This window comes from Vibrio sp. OPT46 (genome assembly GCF_015163535.1).
In the GTDB taxonomy this organism is placed as follows: Bacteria; Pseudomonadota; Gammaproteobacteria; order Enterobacterales; family Vibrionaceae; genus Vibrio; species Vibrio alginolyticus.
In genome coordinates, this window is sequence record NZ_JADDYG010000250.1 from 1 (window position 1) to 6,737 (window position 6,737).

Genomic DNA, 6,737 nt, shown 5'->3' on the forward strand with positions numbered 1-6,737 from the left:
AGAGCTGTTATTGTCCGTGATAGTCACGGTCACGCTATTGCCTGCTTCCGCACTGAAGCCAGCGATCAGTACGTCGTTGTCTTCTGCCGCATTGACGACCCCATCAGTTTCAATCGGCGTATTGATGATTACAGCAGATGGGTCTGCATTGTCCAGAGTAATACTCTGGGTGGCTGCGGTAGAAGTATTACCTGCTATATCTGCTTGGGTTGCAGACACAGTCAGGGTGCCGTTGTTAAACGCACTTACATCAAGCTCACTGCCGCTCAACGTCCAGTTGCCTGAGTTATCGGCCGTCACCGTACGACTGACAGAACTGTTATTGTCCGTGATAGTCACGGTCACGCTGTTGCCTACTTCCGCGCCGGAGCCAGCAATCAGTACGTCGTTGTCTTCTGCCGCATTGACAATACCATCGGTTTCAATCGGCGTGGTGATGGTCACTGCTGATGGGGCTGCATTGTCTAGGGTAACACTCTGGCTAGCTGCGGTGGAGATATTACCTGCTATATCTGCTTGGGTTGCAGACACCGTCAGGGTGCCATTGTTCAGGCCACTGACATCCAGCTCGCTGCCGCTCAGCGTCCAGTTGCCTGAGTTGTCGGCCGTCACCGTACGACTGACAGAGCTGTTATTGTCTGTGATAGTCACGGTCACGCTGTTGCCTGCTTCCGCGCCGGAGCCAGCGATCAACACATCGTTGTCTTCTGCAGCGTTGACGATACTGTCAGCCTCAATCGGCGTGGTAATGCTCACTACGGATGGTGCTATTGTATCAATGGTGACACTTAACGCGTTGGATGCCGAGCTAACATTATCATCGCTATCAGACGCTTTAGCACTTATTGCATGTGTAATACCAGACGCCAACTCATTGGTTGTTATCTGCCAGTTTCCTCCAGTAGCAGTGCCTGTGCCAATAACCGTTGCACCTCCACCGACTTGATCACTGTATAAAGTAACGATCGATCCACTCTCAGAAGTCCCACTAAACGTTGGTGTAGTGTCACTGGTAATATTATCAGTATTTAATGACCCGGTATCCGAACTAGCATCTAAATCGGGTGTAGATGGCGCATTTGGCGTAGTATCGACTGTCGTAAAGTTAAATGTGGCATCATCGCTGATCCCAGCGAAGCTATTATTTGCGCTGTCAGCCACGGCACTGGATTCAATATGAATGGCGTAGGTCCGGTTCCCTGCCAGATCACTGGTTGGGTTTAAGTAAACTTTATTGTTGGTAACACTGATGCGACCAGCGCCTGGTGATGTTGTTTTGCCATCGCTTTCGGTGGCAACATTAAATACTTCAAAGTCGCGACTGTCGGTAACATTACGAATGGTAATATTGCCGCTCTTCAGCTCAATATTTTCATCGAAGGCAATCTCGATGTTGTTGCTAACAGAAACATTGGTTGCATCATCAGTGGGGGTTGAGCTCGCACTGACAAAAGTAGGCGCGGTAGAGTCTGAAACCGCAGCTTCATCAATCTTGATACTTCTGATAAGATAACGAGAGTCAGCACCCGGACTTCGGGTAAACGCCATAGTCACTGTATCAACGTCCTGCCATGCCGAATCATTAAAATCTGTACCACGGGTCAGGGTAAACAAGTCCTGTAACCCTGAGTTTGCTTCACCACCTTTTGGCAAGGTGACAGTTTCGGTCACTGTTTGAGTATCATTAGAGAAGCCAGTTAACACAAGTTGATACGTTTTATCTGAGTCTCGCGCCGACCCCTGCATAAAGGTAATTTCGTCGAAACTGAAGTTAGTACTTGATTTCTCAAAAAAGCGGAAGCCACGATTGTTGAACTCATTAATCATGGTATTTGAGTAAAGAACACCAGCTACAAATCCGAGGTCATTTAGGCCAGTAAACGGAGTGCTATCAGTGCTATTGCCGGCATCTAATACCATAGACACAGCACCTGCATTGGTAAGAGTGACCGAGGGCATACCCCCAGTGACGCCGGTCTCCACCTCACTAAAACTGGAACCTGAACCATTAGAGTAGTTAATCGTTTGCTGTGCAGCCCAGGCTTCACCGGAAAAAAACGCTGAGGACACCCATGCTGTTGTAATTGCGATCGCTACCTGACGACGTAATCTCATTTTCCTCTCCTGAAGATGACGGCCTTATCAACATAGCCGGGTTATCATAATCAACTTAAATGTTTAATTTTTTTATAGGAAAGGATTAGCGATAGTTTCAGCCAATTCTTTCTTGGTTGATTAGCTGCGTGGTGGGTATACTCCCGCAGTGGCAATTAACCAATTAATCGGCAATACCGGGCTCAAAATATTAAGTGGCATTGAACCGCCTGTTTCAGTCACAGCTACAGTACCTCCGCCCGAGCCACCATCAGACACACTTAAGCCTTCGATCTCGGTCAAATCTGGTTGCTGAAACGTCGGTTTATAGAACCCGGGGGTAGAGTTTTGCGCTATATACGAATTACTATCGGGTACCTGTGTATTTGCAGCATTGGTAGCAACCTTCATCCTGCCTGTTACAGGTGCAGAAGTGCCAAGAGGGGTAAAAATTGCCGTATGTAAGTGTGCTGGCATTTGAGTTATATCAATAGTTACCAGTTCAGTACCCAATCTTTCTCCCTGATGATAATCCATCCCCCCAGGTCGTGTGCCTACACCAACTGGACTGCGGCCACGCAAATCAGGTAAACCAAAGGTAGTTCGGGCGTCACCTCCGTATAGAGTGCTAACTAGAGAGAAGAGCGCTGGATTATCTTCAATTGCCTGCATTTGCCCCGAGCACATTGCCCAATTTCTAATTGCAAAATTGCCACCAAATGCGGTTAGTGTCCCAAGATACGGTTCTGTAGCCATACTGTTCTTCCTTTCAACGTATACACTTAAGTTAAAACCAGCCCATAACGAAATTGGTGTGGTTGGTTAAAACTTTCCAATCTCGCATTACTAAATACCGTTACGGGCTTCATCACTGCCGCAAAGAGCCGTATTGAGATATTTATTTACTCACAAGCAGAAGCGTGCTGGAGCAATGACATCCCAGCATCTAGCCCAGCCATTTGCGCATAGCGATAACCCGAAAACACGCCTTGCGGTGTAGCAATAACATCTATTGATATGGCGCTATCTAACGTTTTCACTTGTAACCCATGTTGTGGGCTGATCTCGAGAATTCTCCCCGCCTCAACACCGACTAAAGAAGTCTCCATTGCGCTTGCTTGCAAAACATTGGCGACACCACTTGGCAAGCTCAACATCGCACCACCGAAGTCATGATTGCCTGCTCGCACTAAGTTGACGATTTCGCGACTCGTTTGCACGTTCCAACGAAGGTGCAGATCATGTTGGTTTACTGCTCGTGCCACTTCGTTGGGGTTTGATACTTGTTCACGCCAAACCAGCCCTTGCTTTTGTTGCGCGATGAGGAAGTCATACATCAGCTTAGCCGTCATTTGTGACGCTTTTTGCTGAGCACTGGTTAAGGTCTCAAACGGGTGAAATGGTACCTCTAACTCCATTCCTATAGCGCCGGAATCAGCCGATGCCTCAAGACGATGCAGGGTGAGGCTAAAGGTGTCTAAACCCTCTCTTAATTGCCAATAGAGAGGCATCGGGCCTCGATACTCGGGCAGCTTTCCCGGATGAATGTTGTACAAGTTTCCGTTGAAAAACTGACACAGCGAGGAATGAACTATGTGCCTGAACAAATAGATAACGCCATCCGTGACTCGCCAAACATCGAGTTGCGCTATCAAAGCACTGCTGTCATTGGCGGTATACTGAGCAATATGAATCGATTGAGCGCTCAGATAGCTCTGTAGCTGCTGTAAGTCAGGATTTAGTTCTCCTTCCGGTACTACCACGCCCGCCAATTTATGCTGTTGTGCCAACAACTGAATGATGGGCAAGGCGTAACAACTTCCTGTAAAAACGACGTATTTTTGCTGCATATCGAAATCATCCATGGGTGGCGACAAAACCTGGCAATCCGGTTAACTGATAATAGAAACTGACCTTATCCCCTCCCTTCGCTTCAAAGTAATGGTGTTCAACAGCTTTGGGCTTGGCATCCACATAAAAAGTCATGTCGGGTTTAGGATGGGTAATACCAGAGTCGTATTGTCCGACCATCGCATCTCCGTAAGTATCGATATGGCTGTAAATGGCGAGGATACGTTTTGCCATATCTGGCACATCTTTCGGCAGCTCAATGGTGTTGCCTTGCAGCATTTTTATTCCACCATCTAGCTCAAAAATCTCGCTTCTGAGCAACATGGCTTTATTGACGTTAAGAATTTCTCCCAGATCAATTCGATCATCGATCGCTTCCGGCTGGCAATGGTTGGAATGTGCATACTCTGCTTTTTCCCATTGTTGATTAAATTCCGTCTCCCCGATGACCATCATGGCGCGCACAGATACCTGATTGGGGATCATTTCGCCTTGAATATGTAAATATTGAACCAAATGTTTCGCGATGCTGAGGAACCCTTCCCGACTAAAGCCATGCTGCATCGCTTCAAGTATCAGGAGATCAAACGTTTGAGTTGGCGAAAATTGGGTAGCATCTTCTTCCACTAAGGCTTCAATGTAGTCTGCGATATCGAGATCCGCGATCAATTGATTGAGTGCTTTAATGGCTCCGGGGTGAATATCTACTAGTGTCACCTGAAGCTGCTCTGCGCTAATTCGATCACTTTGTTTGTAGTGAGCAAGTAAAGGCAGCAGCAATGGTGCAAAGGGGCCGCAAGCTGGATAAAGCACTTTAACCTGTGACTTGTTGGCAAGCATATGTTGGATAGCTTTGTTTATACCACACGCAAAGCCTTTAATTCGGTACACATCTTTGATGGTGTGTTTACAGTTAAGTGGGGACATCACCAGCCCAGACGTGGAAATGTACTGTCGGGTCAGTTCCTCTTGAGTGAGTTTAGCCAGAGAAAGAGATTGGCAAGCGTTGCCATACATGGTCTGAAAGGCTTGCACCAGTGTTCGGTGCTCAACTTTCGTCTCCTTCAATACGAGCTCAACTGCCGCAGCGAAACTCTCTTTCAGTTGTCGTCGGCGTTCAGCCGTGCTGAGTTGGGTTTGGAGCATAGCCTCAAGTTGAGTCCGTAATGAGTACTTAAGCAGCTCATCCATTTCGGGTTCAGCAAAACCAAACTGTTGAGTTTGTTGCTGCACTTCTTCAACACCGATCGTCTCACGAGATTGAGGACGTTGCTGGTAGAATTCTATAGGTGAGCCCTTTTGCATAATTCATGAACCTCAATTGCCGCTTTAGCAGTAGTGAATGATGTAAACAAGCCTGTACTTGAGAAAAACATACGCCATAAGCTCGGCGTTATAATATCTGAGCTCACGGATCTAATTTCATAAACCGTACTGACAAAATTGGGCAGAAAAATTGAGATAAAAACAGTTCCAATCCTGTAAATTCAGAGAGTAGTAAATAGTTAGGGTAATAGGCCTTTCGATATGATTCTTCTAAGGCAAGCGCTTGCCAATCCCCTCGATGACAAGATCGTTTGACATATGGCAGCCACGCAGTCTCCTTAATAGAGGTAAGCGCGGCACTCAAGTGTGGTGTAATATGAGAGCCATTTAACAGGCAGAAAAAGCCAATATCCATTGTATAAAGCCAACTATTTATAATATTGAAATTAAAATAATTTTGTCGGCAGTTATTTTGAAATTGCCGATATTTGATTTATAGACTAGAAAAAATTAGTTAGCCAGAATAGAGATCAAAAAAAACACTAAAAATAAGATTGTCAATTTATATCTCTAAAATTAAAGGATTTAATTTTTAAAGCTTAATGCCGTCCAATATAAGTTTAAGGTGTGCAATCTTTTAAAAGATATAAGTTTAAAGATATTTCAAAAAACTTATTAAGAAAAACATGAACTCACAAAAATAAATATCAAAATTATTAATAAAAAAACACCACTAATATAACAATGAATTAAGGTGGTTTGAAGATTAAAATGCCCATTTCATTTTCGTATATAACATTTTAACTACTAGTATTATATATGTGGTGAAATAAGATAAATTTATTCACTCAACATATCCAATCGATTCAGGTTTACTGGGAAAAGCTATACGTTACAACGGAGTGAAATATGGCAAATAGGGATGGAAGAATTCAACTCAACGTATTACGACTCAAAGAACTGAGAAAGAAATTAGGACTGAGCCAAGAAAAACTGGCGGAAGAATGCTTTCAACAGGGTTTTGTCGTATCTATTGCTTCTATAAAGCGAGCAGAGTCTGGGGCGAATGTGCTGTATCGTACCGCATCCAATCTCGCGGAATACTTTTCTGTCCCCGTAGAGGACCTTTTAATAGATCGGGCCTCAGAACCATTATTTACAAATGTATCTTCATCACCACCATATTTTTTTATTTTTGCAATCGAAGCAAAGTGTGATTTGACCGCAAAGGCTCTGCAAACCTTACTTCTCAGCCAAAACACTACACCCATAATACAAAACCGAACGTTTGTTCTTACTTGGTCTTTACAGGAATCGGACGAATATATTTTTGAGCGAATTCGACAACTAGCCCTTCAATTAAAGGTTGCTCTTTCGGCTTCGATTCGGTCTTTTATCAATGTGAAATACATGCATCGAATCACTGAGCTATCGGAACATCCGAATGCGATAACCCCAATCAATGAAATCCTAGTTAAAATCCCTTGGGGAGAAATAGCTGCTTGTCCTTGCTTTATCTCGTCCAA

General features: G+C 44.7%; 5 protein-coding genes. 1 reads left to right on the forward strand and 4 read right to left on the reverse strand.

What is annotated here, in order from left to right; genetic code table 11:
* The 4 genes from IQR33_RS11010 to IQR33_RS11025 all read right to left on the reverse strand — a co-directional run.
* Positions 1-2,115 (reverse strand): Ig-like domain-containing protein (locus tag IQR33_RS11010; RefSeq protein ID WP_228013857.1); only part of this gene is annotated, 2,115 nt, incomplete at its 3' end.
* Between the two features lie 120 nt (positions 2,116-2,235).
* Positions 2,236-2,850, reverse strand: coding sequence for a phage tail protein (locus IQR33_RS11015; protein WP_193837929.1), 615 nt, complete (start codon positions 2,848-2,850; stop codon positions 2,236-2,238).
* 146 nt (positions 2,851-2,996) lie between these two features.
* A complete protein-coding gene (locus IQR33_RS11020) occupies positions 2,997-3,944 on the reverse strand; it encodes a formyltransferase family protein (RefSeq protein WP_224721233.1) in 948 nt (315 codons plus the stop codon).
* 7 nt (positions 3,945-3,951) lie between these two features.
* A complete protein-coding gene (locus IQR33_RS11025; protein ID WP_054576104.1) occupies positions 3,952-5,250 on the reverse strand; it encodes a hypothetical protein in 1,299 nt (432 codons plus the stop codon).
* An 870-nt stretch (positions 5,251-6,120) separates the two neighbouring features.
* On the opposite strand from IQR33_RS11025, the gene IQR33_RS11030 reads away from it, so the two are divergent.
* Positions 6,121-6,737 (forward strand): helix-turn-helix domain-containing protein (locus tag IQR33_RS11030; protein ID WP_193843699.1); only part of this gene is annotated, 617 nt, incomplete at its 3' end.

Coding starts and splice junctions, on each gene's coding strand:
- IQR33_RS11015 (WP_193837929.1), bottom strand. CDS start 2,850: ATGGCTACAGAACCGTATCTTGGGACACTAACCGCATTTGGTGGCAAT.
- IQR33_RS11020 (WP_224721233.1), bottom strand. CDS start 3,944: ATGCAGCAAAAATACGTCGTTTTTACAGGAAGTTGTTACGCCTTGCCC.
- IQR33_RS11025 (WP_054576104.1), bottom strand. CDS start 5,250: ATGCAAAAGGGCTCACCTATAGAATTCTACCAGCAACGTCCTCAATCT.